The sequence below is a fragment of the Aeromonas sp. MaB10011B genome (assembly GCF_017939325.1).
Classification (GTDB): domain Bacteria; phylum Pseudomonadota; class Gammaproteobacteria; order Enterobacterales; family Aeromonadaceae; genus Aeromonas; species Aeromonas caviae.
On sequence record NZ_JAGKRK010000078.1, the window covers coordinates 86,982 to 103,749 of the forward strand.

17 protein-coding genes are annotated in these 16,768 nt (G+C 53.9%); 6 read left to right on the forward strand and 11 right to left on the reverse strand.

Features of this window, described 5'->3' with window-relative positions; all coding sequences use genetic code 11:
* A partial coding sequence (locus J9893_RS17995; protein WP_210600855.1) for an IS30 family transposase occupies positions 1 to 283 on the forward strand: 283 nt, incomplete at its 5' end.
* Positions 284 to 842: 559 nt separating this feature from the next.
* Here the strand turns inward: J9893_RS17995 and J9893_RS18000 are convergent.
* From J9893_RS18000 to J9893_RS18010, 3 genes are read right to left on the reverse strand one after another with little or no spacing between them, the layout of a single operon-like run.
* Complete coding sequence (locus tag J9893_RS18000) at positions 843 to 1,733, reverse strand: HDOD domain-containing protein (protein ID WP_223916935.1); 891 nt, start codon at positions 1,731 to 1,733, stop codon at positions 843 to 845.
* Positions 1,717 to 2,961: a tyrosine-type recombinase/integrase gene (locus tag J9893_RS18005; protein ID WP_010674969.1), complete on the reverse strand. Its 1,245-nt coding sequence runs from the start codon at positions 2,959 to 2,961 to the stop codon at positions 1,717 to 1,719. Before J9893_RS18005 ends, J9893_RS18000 begins: the two co-directional genes overlap by 17 nt.
* 15 nt (positions 2,962 to 2,976) lie before the next feature.
* Positions 2,977 to 3,186: a hypothetical protein gene (locus tag J9893_RS18010; RefSeq protein ID WP_021140683.1), complete on the reverse strand. Its 210-nt coding sequence runs from the start codon at positions 3,184 to 3,186 to the stop codon at positions 2,977 to 2,979.
* 124 nt (positions 3,187 to 3,310) lie between these two features.
* Here J9893_RS18010 and J9893_RS18015 point away from each other — a divergent pair, with 124 nt between their 5' ends.
* The gene (locus J9893_RS18015) at positions 3,311 to 3,538 is read left to right on the forward strand and encodes a helix-turn-helix transcriptional regulator (RefSeq protein ID WP_059169915.1); all 228 of its coding nucleotides are present in this window, start codon (positions 3,311 to 3,313) and stop codon (positions 3,536 to 3,538) included.
* A 516-nt stretch (positions 3,539 to 4,054) separates the two neighbouring features.
* Here J9893_RS18015 and J9893_RS21805 read toward each other — a convergent pair.
* From J9893_RS21805 to J9893_RS18045, 7 genes are all read right to left on the reverse strand, one after another.
* Positions 4,055 to 5,599 carry a site-specific integrase gene (locus tag J9893_RS21805; protein ID WP_246875638.1) on the reverse strand — a complete coding sequence of 515 codons (1,545 nt, stop codon included), beginning with the start codon at positions 5,597 to 5,599 and terminating at the stop codon, positions 4,055 to 4,057.
* Between the two features lie 112 nt (positions 5,600 to 5,711).
* Entirely contained in the window at positions 5,712 to 7,364 is a 1,653-nt protein-coding gene (locus J9893_RS21810) for a hypothetical protein (protein ID WP_246875639.1), read from the reverse strand.
* Positions 7,349 to 8,302 (reverse strand): hypothetical protein, encoded by a 954-nt coding sequence (locus J9893_RS18025; protein ID WP_246875640.1) that lies wholly within the window; start codon positions 8,300 to 8,302, stop codon positions 7,349 to 7,351. The genes J9893_RS21810 and J9893_RS18025 overlap by 16 nt, the downstream gene beginning before the upstream one ends.
* Before the next feature lie 127 nt (positions 8,303 to 8,429).
* Positions 8,430 to 9,598, reverse strand: a protein-coding gene (locus J9893_RS18030) for an IS3-like element ISAeme20 family transposase (protein WP_085943968.1) whose coding sequence is annotated in 2 segments (ribosomal slippage) — positions 8,430 to 9,343 and positions 9,343 to 9,598 — 1,170 coding nt in all. Because the reading frame shifts where the segments join, the coding sequence is not laid out codon by codon here.
* Between the two features lie 18 nt (positions 9,599 to 9,616).
* A complete protein-coding gene (locus J9893_RS18035) occupies positions 9,617 to 10,462 on the reverse strand; it encodes a hypothetical protein (RefSeq protein WP_246875642.1) in 846 nt (281 codons plus the stop codon).
* Positions 10,455 to 11,033 carry a hypothetical protein gene (locus J9893_RS18040; RefSeq protein ID WP_021140685.1) on the reverse strand — a complete coding sequence of 193 codons (579 nt, stop codon included), beginning with the start codon at positions 11,031 to 11,033 and terminating at the stop codon, positions 10,455 to 10,457. The genes J9893_RS18035 and J9893_RS18040 overlap by 8 nt, the downstream gene beginning before the upstream one ends.
* Positions 11,034 to 11,364: 331 nt before the next feature.
* Positions 11,365 to 11,817: an antitoxin Xre/MbcA/ParS toxin-binding domain-containing protein gene (locus tag J9893_RS18045; protein ID WP_021140686.1), complete on the reverse strand. Its 453-nt coding sequence runs from the start codon at positions 11,815 to 11,817 to the stop codon at positions 11,365 to 11,367.
* A gap of 254 nt (positions 11,818 to 12,071) precedes the next feature.
* Here J9893_RS18045 and J9893_RS18050 point away from each other — a divergent pair, with 254 nt between their 5' ends.
* Together J9893_RS18050 and J9893_RS18055 are read left to right on the forward strand one after the other, a co-directional pair.
* Positions 12,072 to 13,379, forward strand: coding sequence for a Fic family protein (locus tag J9893_RS18050; protein ID WP_021140687.1), 1,308 nt, complete (start codon positions 12,072 to 12,074; stop codon positions 13,377 to 13,379).
* Between the two features lie 78 nt (positions 13,380 to 13,457).
* A complete protein-coding gene (locus tag J9893_RS18055; protein ID WP_010674977.1) occupies positions 13,458 to 13,709 on the forward strand; it encodes a plasmid stabilization protein in 252 nt (83 codons plus the stop codon).
* A 420-nt stretch (positions 13,710 to 14,129) separates the two neighbouring features.
* Here J9893_RS18055 and J9893_RS18060 read toward each other — a convergent pair whose 3' ends face one another.
* The gene (locus J9893_RS18060; RefSeq protein WP_010674978.1) at positions 14,130 to 14,378 is read right to left on the reverse strand and encodes a hypothetical protein; all 249 of its coding nucleotides are present in this window, start codon (positions 14,376 to 14,378) and stop codon (positions 14,130 to 14,132) included.
* A 501-nt stretch (positions 14,379 to 14,879) separates the two neighbouring features.
* On the opposite strand from J9893_RS18060, the gene J9893_RS18065 reads away from it, so the two are divergent.
* Together J9893_RS18065 and J9893_RS18070 are read left to right on the forward strand one after the other, a co-directional pair.
* Positions 14,880 to 15,134: a helix-turn-helix domain-containing protein gene (locus J9893_RS18065; protein WP_005329233.1), complete on the forward strand. Its 255-nt coding sequence runs from the start codon at positions 14,880 to 14,882 to the stop codon at positions 15,132 to 15,134.
* Positions 15,134 to 16,444, forward strand: coding sequence for a type II toxin-antitoxin system HipA family toxin (locus J9893_RS18070; RefSeq protein WP_005329232.1), 1,311 nt, complete (start codon positions 15,134 to 15,136; stop codon positions 16,442 to 16,444). Before J9893_RS18065 ends, J9893_RS18070 begins: the two co-directional genes overlap by 1 nt.
* Positions 16,445 to 16,768: the final 324 nt, after the last annotated feature.

Below are 16,768 nucleotides of genomic sequence, written 5' to 3' on the forward strand. Positions count from 1 at the left end.
TATCACCTTTGACAACGGCGGCGAGTTTGCCGAACACAAGGCGATAGAGGAAGCGCTGGGTGCCGAGACTTACTTTGCGCACCCTTACTCTTCGTGGGAGCGCGGTCTGAACGAGAACAGCAATGGGCTGTTGAGGCAGTTTATCCCAAAGGGAACAGACCTGAGAGAGGTCACGGACGAGGATGTCAGGAGAGCGGAGCAGTGGCTCAACCTACGACCTCGGAAATGTCTCGGATTCAGGCAGCCTGTCAAGGTATTCGAAGAGTACCGTCAGGCGGCATAGGCGAGTGTCGCACTTCGAAGTTGAATTCGCGGATCAATTGATAAGGGCACAGGAAAGATCTACCTAAAATCGGGGAATACCCCCAGAAAGGGGGTGAAAATGGTTATAAAGCCTGATTTTTGAAGAAAATGGGGCAATTTTAGAAAAGGGCCGAGTCAAAAATCGACCTAGCAATCAAAGAGGAAGGTGCTACCCACTTATTCGCACCTTCCCTTGTGTGACTACCAACATCTCGGTGTTTTGCTATCTGATTAAACCCTTCCTGATTACCCATGATTAGCAGTCAGTTACCACGAACTATACTGATCTTACGTACAGTTATCGAGGTGCGAGATCATGGCCAAAAGCAAAATCCAATTCCAGAAAGTCACCACACACATCACAGATAACATCTACGACCTGCTCCGTCGGAACTATCGCTTTTACCAACATATTGCCTCCCGCATTATCTCAACACGCAACCTGTTTACCCCCGGCAAGAGCCCCATCGGACGTTGTGGGTGATGCCACCATCTTGCCAGCTCTTCTTTAAAACCGGTTTAAGCCCACGACCACGCCATCAATCCAGCCGCTTGTAAATCCGCGTATCGCTGGTCGATTTCCGAAACCAGTAAAAATCGGGCAATCCTGCAAACACCCTGCGCCAGTTGAATACTTCGGCCGATAATCGATCCGCCATCTTGACGATAGTCTCCGGCATATACTGGATAAGCGGCTTGCCAATCGATGCGGACAAGCAGGCCGACAGGGCTTCAAATGCCCGGGGATCCTGGCTCATCAGACTTTGCAGGTGTGGCTCCAACTTCATGAAGTTCAGGGCTTCATGCTGGGAGCAGATCCCCTCTCCGGCTTCCACGTTGTAGTAGAGGTAGAGTTTGCCCACATCGTGCAGCAATCCCCCTAGGAAGGCGACGTCGGCGGTGCGTCCATCAAGCCGGTATTGACGACACAACATCCTGGCTGTCATCGCCACTTCTACACTGTGCTCCAGCAAGCCACCCACATGGTCATGATGATGGTGATGGCTCGCCCTGCCTCGATAAAACCCGGTGATAAAACGCCGGTCACGTAGGATCCCGAGGGAAAAGCGCCGTAACCCGCCGGGCGGTAACATGGCATAGAAGCGCCACAGTGCCTGGATCATCTGGCCATGCGACTCATTGAGGGCCAAACCAAGGTGAAACTCCCACAGTTGACGCCCCTCGTCCCCTGTGATGCCTTCCAGAGCGCGACAACTGCGCAATGTGACAGACTGCTGCTCCATCCCCAGCATTGCCAGTACCAGCTGCCCCGACGGCGCAATAGTTGCCATGCATTTATCTGAGACCGAGACTCGATGGACGGCCTTTGGCGATAACAATTCCCAACACTCATACTCGCCCTCGCTATCCGCCAGTCTGGTTGCCCACATCAGTTCGCCGCAATCCGCATATTCAGTGACGTGTACCATGACCCGCCTCCCCATCGTGTGAATCCCACCTTTCCGCCAGCGCCTTCGAGGCAAGCCGCTGCTGCTCGAATCCCGCCAACATCTGCTCAAAGGCATGCCCATCCCGACCCGACAGATCAGGCACGTAACGGGAATAGACCCGGAATAACATCTGAGTGCTGTTATGGCCCAGTTGCTTTGCTATCCACTCAGGGCTCTCACCTGCCGCGAGCCAGAGCGTGGCGGCGGTATGCCTTGTCTGATAGGGCTTGCGCTTCTCCAGCTTTAACAACGACAGCAATGGGTACCACACCCGATTGGCCACATTGCGATCCTCGAACGGGCTGCCGTGCTTCGTGCAGAAAACAAACCCATCTGGTGAGACCTTGCCATCGTAGCGGTCGCGTTGAGTGAGAAATGCCTGATAAACCTGCTCACTCATCTGCACCGCGCGATAGGAGCCATCGGTTTTCGTCGGGATCAGTTCATTGCGGACCCATGCCTGATACACCAGGATCTGCCGGCGCTCGAAATCGATGTGGCGCCAGGTTAAACCGTGGATCTCGCTCGAACGTAGCCCGGTAAAAAACCGGATGGTGTAATAAGGGCGAAAGTCAGCCCTCACCACTGCCAGCAGTCGACCAATCTCTTCAAGACTGAAGGGCATGATGTTGCTACGGGGGATCTTGAGTGCTCGGATATTGCGCCAGGGCGAGTCAAAACCGAACCGATCTGCCGCATCTGCCAACATCATGCGAAGCGGCGTCATGATGTGGTTGACCCGTGAGGCTGAGATCGGCTTGCCACCTCTCCCGGGCAAACGAGCGATCATTGTCCTGAATGCCAAGATCGCAGACTTATCGATCACGCTCAGCGGCTGATTGCCAAAGTGCGGCAGCAGATGGCAATCAAGAATGTCGCGGATGGTCTCCTGCTGGGAGGTTCGCCACTCGGCCGATTTTTCCTGGTACCACTGCTCAGCAAAATCAGACAACAGAGGGCACCCAGCCCGCAACACGGCTTCCCGCTCGGCCAGTTTGGTGAAGTAGCCACAACGCGGGCTGTTTGGGAAGGTTTTGCAAAAATCAAACTGCCCGAGGGTGATTTGTGCCTCCAACCGTTCACAATACTGCTTCAGTTTGTGGCGATTTTGGCTTGTATCGGGTAACCCAGTGCGCTCACGACAGCGCTTCCCCTTGAAGCAAAAATCGAGGTAAAGCAATTGGTTAAGGCTATATACTGTTGCCATAAGAATCCACCTCCCCTAGCCCTGAAACGACTCGAACATTGCGCTGTGCTTGAGCATTTCCTCTTCGATAGGCTCCCAGAGAAACAACAACTTACGACCGCCAAACGGGCGAATATAGTGCAGCCCTTCGAGCAGGACAGAGTCTTTCAGCTGATTGCGGATAGTACGTGGATCGAACTTGATGCGAGCAGAGAGCTCTTCTGTTGTCAGGTAGGTGTATGCCATAATCATATCCTCTCTTTTTTCTCTTCAAAAAAAAACAAATGCACCACAGGAGGGATTTTAGCACCACAAATCGTTAGTGCAACGATTTTTGCCATCCTGCAGGTCTTTTTTCTATGGAGGAGTGATGATTAAGTGCCATCTATCCCGAATTTTGGGTGAACGGAAACTCAAAGTTGCCGAAGTTGCCAGAGATACGGGTATCAATCGAAACACTTTGCATCGTCTCTACAATGAGACGGCAACGCGAGTGGAGTTAGAAGTAATAGAACAGTTATGCCACCATTTAAGAATTGAGATTGGTGATTTGTTTGAAGTGGTGGGTCACCCTCCCGAGAATCTCGGTGGAATGTAACAAAAGACTCTTACGAGAGAACCCAAAAGGTCTGGTTTAACGAGGTCAGGGGAACGGTGACGTGGTAGTCAATCTGACCATCCCAGCCTTCCTCACCTCATCAATATGCACTTTCCCATCGATACTCCGGATAAATTTTCATCCCCCCTGAGATGAGGTAAAAAAATGAGCCGAAGTCGACGAAAGACCCCCATGTTTGGCTACACAACAGCGACGTCTGAAGCTGAAGACAAGCGGATTTGGCACAAACGCTGGCGCGCTCAGTTGCGTGGCCAGCTATCACGCGACGCAACGACGGATGACTTTTTGCCAATACTCCAACGCGCCGTTTCGAGCCCTTGGAACATGGATAAGGATGGGAAAAGCTGGTTCAGCCCTCGACAGCAGCGCCGGCAAGCAGAGCAATTCCTGCCCCTTCAAGGCCTATCCACATCAGATGCGCAGCGCGCAGTGGTCAGGCAGCTGGCAAAATGGCGAAGCAAATAGATTTTTATTCTATTTCAGCATGTTGCACGTTCAATCTGTAAGCTCACGCGCGGTTTGACGTGCAAAGTCGGCTTTCTTCTTGTTACCTAGCGATACCAGCTCTTGGATGCTCATTACTTTCAGCGCCACGACATAGGCGACTGTCCGCAGCAACGGAGTGCTGTAGCGCGCCATTGGTTTTACCGTGTCAGCATTTTGCTGCCGCTCAGTAAAACGCTGACAGATACCCGCCTCGTCAGGATGAATTATTCGCAGTAGTGCCCGGTTAGCCCCACTTTTTTCAATGAATTCACTCTTCACGCGATAGCGTGAGATGACCTCCCGCCATGGGGATTTTTCACTCCGTTTGGCGCCACATCGTACCTCGATCGCAATCCGTGTCGCTGGCAGCAGTAACACCGTCACACTCAGGAAGGCTTGCAACATCTGTGGATCCGTGAAGGGGATCCCAGTGTTGCGAGTATTGCTTCGGACTAGCAGATAGCCAATCCATTCGATGAAAGCCGCTCGTTGCTCGCGATAGACCTGGCGAGCCAGTTTAACCACTTTACGGAGTTCGACTTGCTCCTTATGACTGCGCAAGGCTCCAGGAAGCAAATTCAGATGATGTGACGTTGAGTAGAGCAATCGCTGTGCTCCCCGCTGAGTCTTAAATGCTTTAAGTAAATGAATTTTTTCAACTAACTCATCGACCATAGCGGGTGTGAGTTGATAACGATTGAGTTGATCGGTGATATCTTCATGTCGTGCGAACCGTGCGATCAGCTCCAGAGCGGCATCAAAATCCAGCTTGTGTTTAACCAAGGGAGGGTAAGGTGCACACTCCATCAGGACCCAGGAGACCTGTTGAAGATAAGGCGAAAGCGACTGGAGCAGGGCCTCCCGGCAGCGCTGCCATGTCAAGGGCCCCTCCAACCAGTCGTTCTGTGTGAGCTTTGCACGAGACAGCCCGGTGAAGTGGTGTCGCAGTGACAAAGACCAGTCGTACTTGGCCTGCAACAGACACGCTGCATTGACCCAGTGGGTAAAATGCAAATATGAGTGCAACGTCGTCTCCGGGCTCTGATGGCCAGCAAACTGGGCCAGCGCCCAATAATCCCCCTGAGTGGATGAGTGTGTGATGGTCTGGTAGATAGCGGTACACTGTGCGGCCGACCAAGGCAGGAAATGTGCCCACCCTGGCAAACTGTGCAGTGCCAGAGCTTCGTGATGTAGCAGCAGTTGCAGGCGGCTCAATGCCGTATGCCGCAGATGATGGAAGGTATAGTATTTCCCACCAACCTGCCGAAGGATACTGGTTAACGGCCCCCTGATCTCTTCATCCGACATCGGTATCAACCAACCGCTCTGTGAGGGAAACGCCAGCGCGTTCGCGTTTTTCGCCTTTCGCGGCCATAACCCAGACAAGTACGCATCCAATCGAGTACGCTCTTCCGGGGTCAGCAAGACCCCCAGGGGGATCTTGCGGGTGGCACTGTCACTCTTGCCATCATCAAGCCGGGTATCGCGAATATATAGCCAGCACTCTGGACTGCGTTCGATATCTTTCAACCTGAGCTTTTGGATCTCGCTCAAGCGCAGTCCAGCACGATAAGCCACGATGTATAACGCGCTCAGACACTCTCGGTAACTCGATGAGGTGTGCGTCATCCGCTCCATTCCACGCAGCAACTGTCGAAAGAGAGGTTCACTGAGATAGGTGGCACGCACATGGGGCCGCTGGCGCTCGCGCGGGACCAGCTCCTCCGGCAATGGGGCCAAGTGGTAACTCGGCCACCGCATAGCTGTGCAGGCTGGTCAAGCGTGCAGCCATGTAGCTGACAGCATTCTTTTGGCTAACGGGCGCCTCGGAAGAGGAACTTTCCGGCTCTGCGGAGGAGGATCTTTCCAGGTCCGTCCGTTCAACCGCACCAGAGAGCGCCGGGTCGACGACCAGATTTGAAGTCCCCCCATACTCTTCCAGCAATGCTCGATAACAGCTCAGAAAACGATCGCCATCCCATAAGCCGAGATCATGATCAAAGCACCGAACAAGCCATTGCTGACCACCGCGACTAAGGTAACTGCGCAGCGTCGAAGGCTTGTTTTTGTTCTTTGCGATGCATTGATGTAGCCACCCGACCAGGATCTGCTCTGACTTGCTGAGGGTCTGCTCATTGCGCAACCGATTCAGTCCTGCGAGGCAGCTTGCCTTCGTCTGCTTGCGAGTCGCGCTCTCCTTTTCCGCCAACACCGTTCGCAACCGAGCCAGTAAGGATGAATAAGGGTGGTCTTCGCCATGGTAGCGCCGACGCTTGGAACTGCCTGCCGTCAGGTTATCGACTAATCCGGTACTCGCCTCCTGCGCCAAACACACCACTTGGTGACCATCCGCAACCGTCGGATGATGCAGTGAAAGCCAGTGTTCATGAGGCAGTGGTACACTGTGTAACGCCCCAGATGCCACATGAGTCAGGATCTGTGGCCAGCGGACCCCGGCTTGCCCACCGGTTACCAGACTCGCCCCTTGGCAAAACTCTTTGATCCCGCGCAGGGGTGCAGTCAGATGTCTCTGGGCCCATAAGCTGAATGTGTCGAGCTCAACGGCAAGCTCAAACGTTTTGCCGCGCCGACGATACCAGCGCTGTACCAACCCCAGAGTCGGCAGGCTTAGGAAAATCTGGAGCTCGGTAACCCCCTTCCCTGCTCTATCGTGCGCATTGGTGGCCAACGCCTTGCTCTCTAACGTCAAAGGCAACCAAACAACTGAGCCATTCGTGCATAATCTTCGCCGCTCAGCGATGGCCAGCATCAGTGCGTGCAAAATCGCCGTCTGGTGTACACCGCAGTAAAACACCGCGCTATGAAGAATGTCGGCCAGTAAAACTTCAGCTTCGATCAGGCTAGTGTCGCGGGCCTCGATCTGTCTATGCCAGTTCAGCAGCGCTTGACTACAGCGCTGCGCTTTGTCAAACCACTTTTCAGTGTAAGGTAGCGGGCGCCGAAGCACCGTCAGGGGGATTGTCGGCAACGGCAACTGCCAATACCCGCTGGTATTGCCCTGCTGCAGGCAAAGCAGGATGGCTCGCAGCCCAGCCTTGAATTCAGACTGTCGCCTATACTTGCCCGTCAACGTGCTCATCGCCAATGGCCACAGATACTCAAACCCTCGGACATCGGCTGGCTCCTTGAATAGGCCGGGCAAATGTTGCAACAGCGCATCCAGTGCTCGACGCTCTATTTGCACCTGAGCACGTTTGAGACGATCCCGACGCATAGCCCGACCAGACCGAAGAACGTTCGCTGCACGCTCATCTTCCTTTCGAAGCTGTTCACGCCAATCGATCAGTGGATTGTCCATTCGCCCATCACCTTCAACCCGAGGGTTTGATGCCATTTGTCCAGCACGTCCGTCAGGGTAAATAGATCGCTCAACGCCGCACTACTGTACTGGTTTGTGAACTCTGTCCCCATCTCCTCATGACCAAGCAGCGCATCGATAAACTCGGTGGCCACGCCTTGCTCCAGCAGGTGGCTGCGCACCGAATGGCGATGCCAGTTTGGCGCCAGGGGCAACAGATTTTCGAACTGCCTCATCATCGAATTTGGGGTGACGATTTCTGTGCCTTCCAGGCTGCCATCTTTGGCCTCGACCGCCCAGAACAGGAGCGCTCCAGCTCCACTCAATGCTTGCTCCGCCGCCGACACTAACGGCGCCAGCAGCGGCTCACGCTGACATGCCAAATATGTCAAATAGCGCTCCCAGGCTTGCAGTTGCTGCACTGCCAACGCTGACAATGGCACCAACCTGGCCGAGCTCACAGATCGTCCCTCTTTGTCTGTCAGCCGGATAAAGCGACTGATGAGGCAGTAATCGCCACGCCTGCCGTACATCTCCGTCACGGGCCTGGCGGCAGTAGAAAGATGGAGGATCAACAAACTGTGGCGCACGAGGAGGTTATGATATTGCGTCAGCGTTGGACGCTGCTGCCGTGACCCACTGAGTCGTGCACAGAGGTACTGCTGATAATTTCCTAGGAGTCGAGCAAGCTCGCCAACGCTAGGATAGAGGCGTGATCCGACAGCTCCTTGTTCTAATTCCGGTGCCAGCACCACCGCGGTCATCCCCATGGAGGCCAAATAACGGCACCAGATCTGCAACACGTCTTTACGTGGCACATGACTGTAGGCCATAGGGGAACATTGCTGAGCCGCCTTGCCACGCAGGATACCGGCAATGGCGCTATCAATCCCCTCTCTTTGCAACCAAGCACGCTGGTAGTTTTGCAGCTGTCGCATGGTCAAGGCCGTGCCAGCTCGCTCATTTGCTCGCGCTAAACAATCCACCTGCGCGCTACTACTCAATGTCCTCCAACCGTGTCCAACCAATAAATGAGGTGTCCTGACAAGATCGGACAGTCCCGGATCAAGCAGCCTGAGCAGTTCTCCAATACCTCTTGTTAAACTCCGCCGGGCTGACATTGCCAAGTCGTGAATGCCGACGCTGGCGGTTGTAAAAAATCTCTATGTATTCCTGAATCGCTGCCTTGGCCTCCGCTCTCGTCTCGAATCTATGGTGGTGAACCAGTTCATTTTTAAGAGACCCCCAGAAGCTTTCTATCGGGGCATTGTCGAAGCAGTTCCCCTTGCGTGACATGGAGGTCTGCATGCCAAATTGTACCTGGAGAGCCCGGTAAGCCTTGGCACAGTACTGACTGCCCCGGTCTGTGTGATGAATAAGCCCAACGGGTGGCCTCTTCTGCTGCACAGCCCGAAACAGCGCCTGACTGACCAACCCGGTGGTCATTCGCTCTCCCATCGCATAACCCACTATCTCACAGGTAAACACATCCTTGAGACCAGCCAGATAAAGCCAGCCTTCGTCGGTGGCAATATAGGTGATATCACCGGTCCAGACTTCGTTGGGCTTCGTCGGCGCAAAGACCTGACCAAGGAGATTCTCCGCCACGGGCAGGGAATGAGCAGAATGGGTTGTCGCCTTGAATTTGCGCTTTTGTTTGCAAGACAACCCCATTTCACGGCGCAATCGCCCAATCCGGTCCCGCCCAGCGTAAAATCCTTCGGCGGCCAACTCAGCTTGTAAACGCGATGCGCCATAGGTCTGGCGCGTCTTGCTGTGAGCAGCCCGAATGGCGACCTTGAGTCGTTCATCTTCTTGTTGGCGCTGTGACGGTGGACGCTGGCGCCAGTGGTAGAAGCCCGCACGAGAGACCTCCAGCACACGACAGATAACGGAAATGGGATAGATGTCCTGTTGGTTGGCTATCCACGCGTACTTGGCAGTGACTCCTGAGCAAAGTACGCGGCGGCCTTTTTTATGATGTCGCGCTCCATGTTGGCTTGTGCGAGAGCTTTGCGTAGCCGGGCCACTTCAGCCTCCAGCTCGGCGACAGAACGCGCTCCGGGAATGGCCGATGTATCCTTTCCTCCTTTGGCTGCGACCACCCAGTTGCTCAGTGTGCCTTTGGCAATACCCAACCTTCTGGCGGCTTCAGCTTGGCCAAGGCCTTGCTCCAACACCAGTCGAACCGCCTCTGCCCGAAACTCTGGTGAATAGTGTTCTCTCGATTTCATTCAATACCCCCGATTGTCTCATCGTAACAATCGGGACTGTCTGTGAAAATCAGGATACCTCAGTTTGACTTTGCCGCGCTGCAGCAGAACCTCCCGTAGCAACAGGATTTGGGTCTGCTCGTCGAGCTGCTCTTGATAACGCGCCTCCAGTTGGAACCGCTGGCGTTCGCCGGTTGACCGGGTACCCGTTTTGATCTCTTTGGCTCGCGCCTTATAGAGTCGGCTCAGTAGGGCCTCCAAGGCCCCTGTATTGACGCTCACCTGCTTGTTATTGGCATATTGCTCTCTCTGGATCTTGATGGCTTGCAATAGCGTCAGTATCGGCTGCGTAAAATCGACCTCAGACAGGGCCTTAATCATCACCTCACGTTGATTGTTCGCCATCAGCCTGACGTTGCGCAGCGCCTCTTCGACCGTTTGGTCCCGCTCGGCAATACCCTGAGAAAAATTGATATGTGATAACGCCAAGACGGCCAGGATCGTCACGGACTTGAGCTGAGCAAATAGCTCACCGTTGAGGCTATGGCCACTACGCAATTCCGCCAAGATGGCGTCAACGAGATAGAATTGGCTGAGTCTCCGATCTTTACTCAACCGCTCACGCATTTGCATGGCAGAGAGTGGCGATGGGGGCAGCATCTCTTTGGATGAGACAGAATCGATCCACTGCAGCTCGGCGGCCAACAACGCGGTCAGTGTTGGATCCAATCCCAGGATCCCCTGACAGCAGGCTTGCAACGATTCAAGGATTTGCCGGTGCCACTCGGCCAACGCCTCCGGAAACACCAGCTGTCGGGTAAGGGAACGGGCGGGTTCAGCGTCAAGACCCTCCACTGCCTGCTCCTGCGAAAGGTCATCACTCATCGGCTAACCTCTGCAAGAAGAAGTTAGGTTCGGGCACCGATACCATCCCGTTCTTTTTGTCTTTTTGCCGGGACTTGCTCAGCGCCTCCTGAGCATGCGCCAGCTGTTCCCGGGACAACCCGCACACCTTGGCCCAATAGTCTTGAGACAACCGCTTCTTCTGAAACCAGTTAAGACGCTGCTCGTCTGTCAGAACGCGATTGAAAATTCGTCGGCTGCATTCGATGAGACGGGGCTCCCCTAACAGCGTCATCAACCTCAGCCACTCCCCGGCCAGATGCTGCTCGACCTCACCATCATTCAGCCCGCAGGGGATCAATCGTTGCCCAGGCGGCGGTTTGATTGGCGACGGCCAAGACAATACTGGCAACAATGGCCCTACGATCATAAGCGCACTGCCCACATCATCGCCTGACGACAAGGGACGATAGAGAATAATGGCTGACTCCCAGAGCGTATGGAATTGATCGGCAATCGGCAGCCCAGTCTTGAAGCCCAACTCCAACCACGCCTCACGAAACGCGACTAACGCCGGATGGATCTGATAGTTCCCTGACTCCTTCGTCCTCATGTAAACCCCGTGTATCACCCGTTACTAACACATTACATAAAAATGTATTTTGTTTTCAAACAGTTCCTTAGCGATAAACCGATTCAGCCACACACCGAACCTCTGAACCTGCGCATGGCAGGCCTACCGCAGGCAGGTACTGTGAATGAAGTCAGGAATGGAGATGCAATTCACCAAGTGGGTAATCGTCGAGGGAGCGGGATCATTTAGCCGATATGCAAGGGGGAATGTGACTGACTCGGGTGACGTCAATTGAACAATACTTGGCTTTCTCCTGCACATGCTGGACACCGCTGTCGAGCGGTAACGCCTTCAGCGAGATAGGTCGCCATCAAACGACGACGCCATGCTCAATCTGGCCGATGAGATCGATAACTGCCTGAGCTCCGACAGCGGTCGTCAGGAAAGTAGCAGGAGGGTTTCCTCCCAGCGCCCGGGCAGGTTTGTTCAACCACTCAAGCGCCTTCCCCCTGTCCCCCTCGAACAGCGACTCCGCAGCCTCCATCACACTAACGAATGAATAGATACGGGCACTCTGAGCGCGGGACAGCAGGGCCGCCGCAGTGCGCTTGCGTGTCACCGTCGAGCGGTCAATGCCAACCAGCTGACAGACTATCTTGACGTCGCAGCCCAGCAACGCAGCCAGTTCATTGACGATGGAGGGAGCCATTCCAGCCACAATGAGATGATGCGCCCCCACAAGCTCCTGGGGCAAGGCCAGCGAGGCCATCAGCCCCTTCGGTTGGCGGATCTGGCGAACAGAACGATAAGCAGCGTAGGACATGGCGAGGCGGCTCCCTGTATCATTGCGCCTTTAAACTAGCCCATCTAAACCATACCATCAACGATGCAGGACTCTTTCAAACCCCAAACGTTAACCTATGAAGCCACCGCAAAACTGCGCCAAACTTGCCACTAAAACTGGCGCAGTTTAGTTAACTGCGCCAAAATGGCGCCATATATATGAAAAACGCGCCAACAAACACGATGTCAGCGACCACAGACCTACTAGAGACTATCAGGGGATCCGAAAGCGGATTGACGCTGGCTGAACTGCTGGGCCGCCACCCGAGCATAGCCAGACGCACCGCACAGCGCCTGATAGCCAAGCTGATTGAAAGCGGCCACATCACAGCCCAAGGCGAAGGACGGGCTCGCCGCTATCATGCTGACTCCGAGAGCCATACCGAGCCCCGGATAGCCAAGGTGGACAGTTTCCCCGCGTTCATCCCACTCTCTGCCGACAGCCTGGATATCCTTGCCTATATCGACCAGCCCCTCCCAGCCCGCAAGCCCGTGGGCTATCAGCATGATTTCTTGCAGGCATATCATCCCAACGAAACCTGTTACCTGTCCGAATCACTGCGCCGTCAGTTGCACAACATGGGCAAGACCACAGACATCGATGAGCCTGCCGGCACATACAGTCGAGCGATCCTGAACCGTTTGTTGATCGACTTATCATGGGCATCGAGCCACCTGGAAGGTAATACCTATAGCAGGCTAGACACCCGTGAACTTATCGAGCACGGCAAGGCCGCGCGGGGTAAGGGAGCCATCGAAACGCAGATGATCCTGAACCATAAAACCGCGATCGAGTTACTGGTCGAAAACATCGACAGTGCCGAATTTAACCGCTACACCCTGATGAACTTGCACAGCGCCCTGGCGGAAAACTTGCTACCCAACCCTGCCGATGAGGGGCGCATTCGCCAACATGCTGTCGACATCAGTAAAAGTATCTATCGCCCGTTATCCACGGCACAACAAATCGAAGAGGTGCTGGACGAGGTGCTGAGCAAAGCCAATCAGATCCACGATCCGTTTGAACAATCGTTTTTCATGATGGTGCACTTGCCCTACCTACAACCTTTTGCCGACATCAATAAACGCACTTCCCGCCTAGCCGCGAATCTCCCCCTGTTTCGTGGCAACCTCTGCCCGCTCACCTTCCTCGATGTACCAGAACAGGCCTACAGCCGCGCCACCCTCGGTGTGTACGAAATGGCCCGCATCGAACTGCTACGCGACCTGTACGTGTGGGCTTATGAACGTTCAACCCAAGAATATCTTGCCATCAAGCGGGATCTCGCCGAACCTGACCCACTTCGCCTAGCATGGCGGGATCTTATCAAACAGACTGTCCGTGGGGTCGTCACGTCGATCCAACTTGATCCACTCAGCACCATTGAACAAGCGGTGTCAGAGAACGTCCCGCAGCAAGAGCGATCGGCCGTACAGGCACTGATTGTTGAAGAGTTGCGAAGGCTGCATGAAGGTGTTCTGGCACGCTATGGTTTACGGCCCTCGGAGTTTATCGCGTGGAAAGCGCAACATGGGCGCTGATTGATACTGTGACAATCGTCGAGTTGAGTATCTATTAAGGTATTCCATAGTGCGGTGCTCTATGCCGAGGACATCATCATGAGTTACCAAAGCCTGGCAGCCACCACTGCCAATATCACAGAGCTCAGACGCAATCCAATGGGGACCATCAAAGAGGGAAAAGGCGATGCCGTCGCCATCCTCTATCGTAACGAGCCAGCATTCTATTGTGTGCCGCCTGAGCTCTACGCCTACTATCTGGAACTGGCCGAAGATGCCGAGCTGAACCGTATTGTCGATGAGCGAGTCAAACGGTCGGAGTTCGTCAGCGTCAACCTGGAGGACCTATGATTTAGAATCCCATCCTTGCCATCACTACCCTCAGCTCTTGCAAATCAACGTTGATCAAGCGCGGGCTGGAGATCAACGCTACGATGCCCCTTATTGTCATCGCAGCATTAGTCGTGTCATGGCCCTCCTCCCCTCATTGTGTGAGCGAACTGGCAGCGCCTGCTGATCTGGGCCCCGGTGTAGTAATAAAGGGGAATTCACTTGGGCGCTTCCGATGGAGACGAACCACTGAAAAGCAAAGGCCGTCAGGCGGCATTCCTGTCTGACTCATCCATCCGGGGTTTTCAGCGTCCAATTTTGACCACCCTGGAGTGTGTGCAACCATCCGATTTTTGGATCGAAGATCCATCAGCAGCTTGTTGTCGTGCTCGGACTTCATGCGGTAGGCTGCGCCCGGCGGCAAGACGTTAGCCTAGTGGTTCATGTCGATGATGACGCAGGGATGGCCGCCACCCGCCGGTTAAACTCGGCAAACTCTTCAGCATTATCTTCCCAACGCTCAATGCTGGCCGCCAGCAGGTCTAACAGCTGGACGTTGTTATCGTAGTCATCCACCAGCTCATCTATCAGTGCCAGCGCACTTTCGTAGTCATGCTGGTTGTCGATATGGGTGAAGTAGGGCAGCTCGGCCAAGGCCTCTCGGAGCTGTACCAGAATGGGTTTCAACATGTCAGAGTTACCTTGTTGGTTGCGCCCCCCCGTTTTCGATAACACTGGGGACCTGTCCAGTTTAGATCTTCAATGGAGGTGGCTGCTTGGTATGACACCATCACTGCATTTGCAAATTTTCCCGAGAAACCTCGGCTAGATTGGCAAAATTTCGTGCTCATCAATTCAAGAAGGTATTTAAAGAAGCGAACGCGGGTGCGAACTTGTGAGCTCCCGTGAAGCGATCGCAACAATCATGGACTCACTGACAGAGACGATCAACCGACGCACCATCGCCGCCTTGGCTTTTGTTGCGCCAACCCCAGTGCACTCCTGCTGAAACTCGTTACACCTTGTTTTAATGGCCCCTTGAATCGAAAGTGCGACACCCATACCTGAGGATCAAGGTTAAATACCGCCTTTAGCGTGTGAAAAACATTTACCGCCTAAAGCAGGTAAATATTGATATACCTGCCACAGCGTGTAAATTAAAAGAAATTACGCTACCAGGTAAGTCAAATCATGAAAGTAACCAGCGCCAAGCAACTTAGTGCCTGTCTCAAGGATGCCAGGCTTTCGCAAAAGCTCTCCCAAGGCAAAGTGGCCGGCAAGGTGGGGATCAGGCAGGACACGGTGTCCAGCTTCGAGCTCAATCCCGAGTCAACCAAGCTGGAGACCTTGTTCAAGATCCTCGCCGCACTGGAACTCTCCCTCGATATCAGGCCCCGCACCGATCCTGCGGAAAACGCCACGCCTGGCTGGAAGGAGGAGTGGTAATGGCCAGCCTGACGGTCTACATGAACGGATACCGGGTAGGTACCTTTACCAAGGCGACCAATGGTGCTCACCAATTTCAGTACGATGAATCGTGGGTGAAGTTGCCAGGCAGCCGCCCCATCTCGCTCTCCATGCCATTACGCCAGCAGCGCTACCAGGGCGATGAGGCCTATAACTTCTTCGATAATCTGCTGCCAGATAACCCGGAAGTAAGAAACCGGGTGGTGGCGCGCTATCAAGCCGATTCCACCCAACCCTTTGATCTGCTCAGTTGTATTGGCCAGGACAGCGTGGGGGCATTGCAACTGGTGGCTCAGGGCAGACCTGTGCCAGACGTTAAGCGCATTGAGTGCAAGCCGCTCTCTGACGCCGAACTGGAGCAGATCATGACCAGCTACCAGCAAGGGATCCCGCTTGGTATGGTGAGGGAAGAGGACGATTTTCGGATATCCATCGCCGGGGCTCAGGAAAAGACCGCGTTACTCTACCTCGACAACCGTTGGTGCTTACCGCATGCAGCGACCCCAACCACCCACATTATCAAGCTGCCCATTGGCAAGATCGAAAGCCACTCCTACTCGATAGACCTCTCCCAGAGCGTAGAAAACGAATATCTCTGCACCCTGATCGCCAAAGCATTGGGTCTTCCGGTTCCCCATTGCTTCATCATGCAGGTCGGCAAGGTCAAGGCTCTGGCGGTGGAACGCTTCGATCGGCGCTACGCCACGGATCGCAGTTGGATCATGCGCCTGCCCCAAGAGGACTTCTGCCAGGTGTTGAATGTACCGTCAGCACGCAAGTACGAGAGCCATGGTGGACCGGGCATTGCTGACATCATGACGACCCTGCTGGGATCGGCCACGCCGGAGCAGGATCGGTACCTGTTTATGAAGTCTCAGGTGTTGTTCTGGCTGCTGGCTGCCACTGATGGCCATGCCAAGAATTTCTCGGTGTTTATCGAACCTGAAGGGCGTTTCCGGCTTACACCGTTTTACGACATCCTTTCCATGTATCCTGCATTTGGTGGTAAAGGATTACATCCCCGTGATGCCAAGTTGGCCATGGGGCTTACTGCAACCAAGGGCAAAAAATACGCGATAGAGCAGATATTTCCTCGCCATTTTTATCAAACGGCCAAGGCGATTGGTTTTGAACAAGTGCAGATGGAAAAAATCATCAGCGAACTGACGGATAATCTGGATGAGGTAATATCAATCGTTCGTCAGCAATTGCCTGATACATTTCCCACTGAGATTGCAGATTCAATTTTGGGTGGACTCAGTTCGAAAGCGCAACGCTTAAAACGATAATTGACCAATGTGACAAATGCCTCTTGCATCGCCCCAAATGAGCCTCTATCGAGGCTCATTTTTTTTGCGTACGAGCGAGTGAATGATCCATTTTAGATCAAAAAAACAACTAAAAATGCAGAAGCCTGAAGTGCTAATTTTGGCAACATAAAATTTCCTCAGCTAACCTAGACAGACTTAACGGCAATAAGACATTGATTTTAAAGTATTATATTTATTTGATGTTTGACGTATTCTGATGACATTTTAACTCTATTAACAGGTACGGCCTTCTAAGCCGTGGGTCGCAGGTTCGAATCCTGCAGGGCGCGCCATCGATACAGA

Coding starts and splice junctions, on each gene's coding strand:
- J9893_RS18060 (WP_010674978.1), bottom strand. CDS start 14,378: ATGTTGAAACCCATTCTGGTACAGCTCCGAGAGGCCTTGGCCGAGCTG.
- J9893_RS18000 (WP_223916935.1), bottom strand. CDS start 1,733: ATGGTACACGTCACTGAATATGCGGATTGCGGCGAACTGATGTGGGCA.
- J9893_RS18015 (WP_059169915.1), top strand. CDS start 3,311: ATGATTAAGTGCCATCTATCCCGAATTTTGGGTGAACGGAAACTCAAA.
- J9893_RS18040 (WP_021140685.1), bottom strand. CDS start 11,033: ATGAGGACGAAGGAGTCAGGGAACTATCAGATCCATCCGGCGTTAGTC.
- J9893_RS18035 (WP_246875642.1), bottom strand. CDS start 10,462: ATGAGTGATGACCTTTCGCAGGAGCAGGCAGTGGAGGGTCTTGACGCT.
- J9893_RS18055 (WP_010674977.1), top strand. CDS start 13,458: ATGAGTTACCAAAGCCTGGCAGCCACCACTGCCAATATCACAGAGCTC.
- J9893_RS18065 (WP_005329233.1), top strand. CDS start 14,880: ATGAAAGTAACCAGCGCCAAGCAACTTAGTGCCTGTCTCAAGGATGCC.
- J9893_RS18045 (WP_021140686.1), bottom strand. CDS start 11,817: ATGTCCTACGCTGCTTATCGTTCTGTTCGCCAGATCCGCCAACCGAAG.
- J9893_RS18070 (WP_005329232.1), top strand. CDS start 15,134: ATGGCCAGCCTGACGGTCTACATGAACGGATACCGGGTAGGTACCTTT.
- J9893_RS18010 (WP_021140683.1), bottom strand. CDS start 3,186: ATGGCATACACCTACCTGACAACAGAAGAGCTCTCTGCTCGCATCAAG.
- J9893_RS18005 (WP_010674969.1), bottom strand. CDS start 2,961: ATGGCAACAGTATATAGCCTTAACCAATTGCTTTACCTCGATTTTTGC.
- J9893_RS18025 (WP_246875640.1), bottom strand. CDS start 8,302: ATGCGACAGCTGCAAAACTACCAGCGTGCTTGGTTGCAAAGAGAGGGG.
- J9893_RS21810 (WP_246875639.1), bottom strand. CDS start 7,364: ATGGACAATCCACTGATCGATTGGCGTGAACAGCTTCGAAAGGAAGAT.